1 protein-coding gene is annotated in these 1,646 nt (G+C 72.5%); it reads left to right on the top strand.

Features of this window, described 5'->3' with window-relative positions; genetic code table 11:
• Nucleotides 1-1,646: glutamine--fructose-6-phosphate transaminase (isomerizing) (glmS, locus tag MOX02_RS30480; RefSeq protein ID WP_244948466.1), on the top strand; the 1,646-nt coding region annotated here is incomplete at both ends.

Here is a 1,646-nt window from a genome sequence, read left to right on the forward strand (position 1 = left end):
GGGCGCGACGCGGTGGCAGGCCAGGTGATCGAGGCCCTGCGCCGCCTCGAGTATCGCGGCTACGACTCCGCCGGCATCGCCACCCTCGAGCACGGGCGCCTCGAGCGCCGCCGCGCCGAGGGCAAGCTCGCCAACCTCCAGCTCAAGCTCGTCCAGGCCCCGCTCGCCGGCGCCATCGGCATCGGACACACCCGCTGGGCCACGCACGGCAAGCCCAACGAGATCAACGCCCACCCCCACGCAACCGACCGCCTCGCCGTCGTCCACAACGGCATCATCGAGAACTTCCGCGAGCTCAAGAGCGAGCTCGAAGCCCACGGCATCGCCTTCGAGACCGAGACCGACACCGAGGTCGTCGCCCAGGCCGTCAGCCACGCCATGGCCCAGGGCCTCGCCCCCGTCGAGGCGGTGGCCGCCACCCTGCCCCGCCTGCGCGGCGCCTTCGCGCTCGGCTTCCTCTTCGCCGGCCGCGACGACCTCCTGATCGGCGCCCGCCACGGCGCACCCCTCGCCATCGGCTACGGCGACGGCGAGACCTACCTCGGCTCCGACGCGCTGGCGCTCGCCCCCTTCACCGACGAGATCACCTATCTCGAAGAGGGCGACTGGGCCATCCTGACCCGCGCGGGCGCCGAGATCCGCGACGCCCAGGGCCAGCCCGTCGCGCGCCCGCGCCAGAAGATCGCCGCGCAGGCCTACCGCATCGACAAGGGCAACCACCGCCACTTCATGGCCAAGGAGATCCACGAGCAGCCGGAGGTGGTCGGGCGCACGCTCAGCCACTACGTCGACCTCGCGCAGGGCCGCGTCGCCCTGCCCGAGCCGCTGCCCTTCTCGTTTGCCGACCTGACCCGCATCTCCATCACCGCCTGCGGCACCGCCTACTACGCGGGGCTGGTGGCCAAGTACTGGTTCGAGAAGCTCGCCCGCCTGCCGGTGGAGATCGACGTGGCCTCCGAGGCGCGCTACCGCGAGGCGCCGCTGGAGGCGGGCGGGCTGACGCTGGTGATCTCGCAGTCGGGCGAGACCGCCGACACCCTGGCCTCGCTGCGCTACGCCAAGGCCGAGGGCCAGCACACGCTGGGCATCGTCAACGTGCCGACCTCGACCATCGCGCGGGAGGCCTCGGCCGTGCTGCCGACGCTCGCGGGCCCGGAGATCGGGGTGGCCTCGACCAAGGCGTTCTCCTGCCAGCTCACCGTGCTGCTGTGCCTGGCGCTGCACGCGGGCCGCGAGCGCGGCGTGCTCGATGCGGCCACCGAGCGGCGGCTGGTGGACGCGCTGATCACGGTGCCGGGGCTGATGGCGCAGGCCGTGCGGCAGGAGGGCGAGATCGAGGTTCTGGCGCGCGAGATCGCCAAGGCCCGCGACGTGCTGTACCTGGGCCGGGGCACGGCCTACCCGATGGCGCTGGAGGGTGCGCTGAAGCTGAAGGAGATCAGCTACATCCACGCGGAGGGCTACGCGGCGGGCGAGTTGAAGCACGGCCCGATCGCGCTGATCGACGAGAGCGTGCCGGTGATCGTGATCGCGCCGCACGACGGGATCTTCGAGAAGACGGTGTCGAACATGCAGGAGGTGGCCGCGCGCGGCGGCCGGATCATCCTGGTGGGGGATGCCAAGGGCGCGGCGGCGGCGGGGCTCGA

Origin of the sequence: Methylobacterium oxalidis (assembly GCF_007992195.1) — a bacterium.
GTDB classification, from domain to species: Bacteria; Pseudomonadota; Alphaproteobacteria; order Rhizobiales; family Beijerinckiaceae; genus Methylobacterium; species Methylobacterium oxalidis.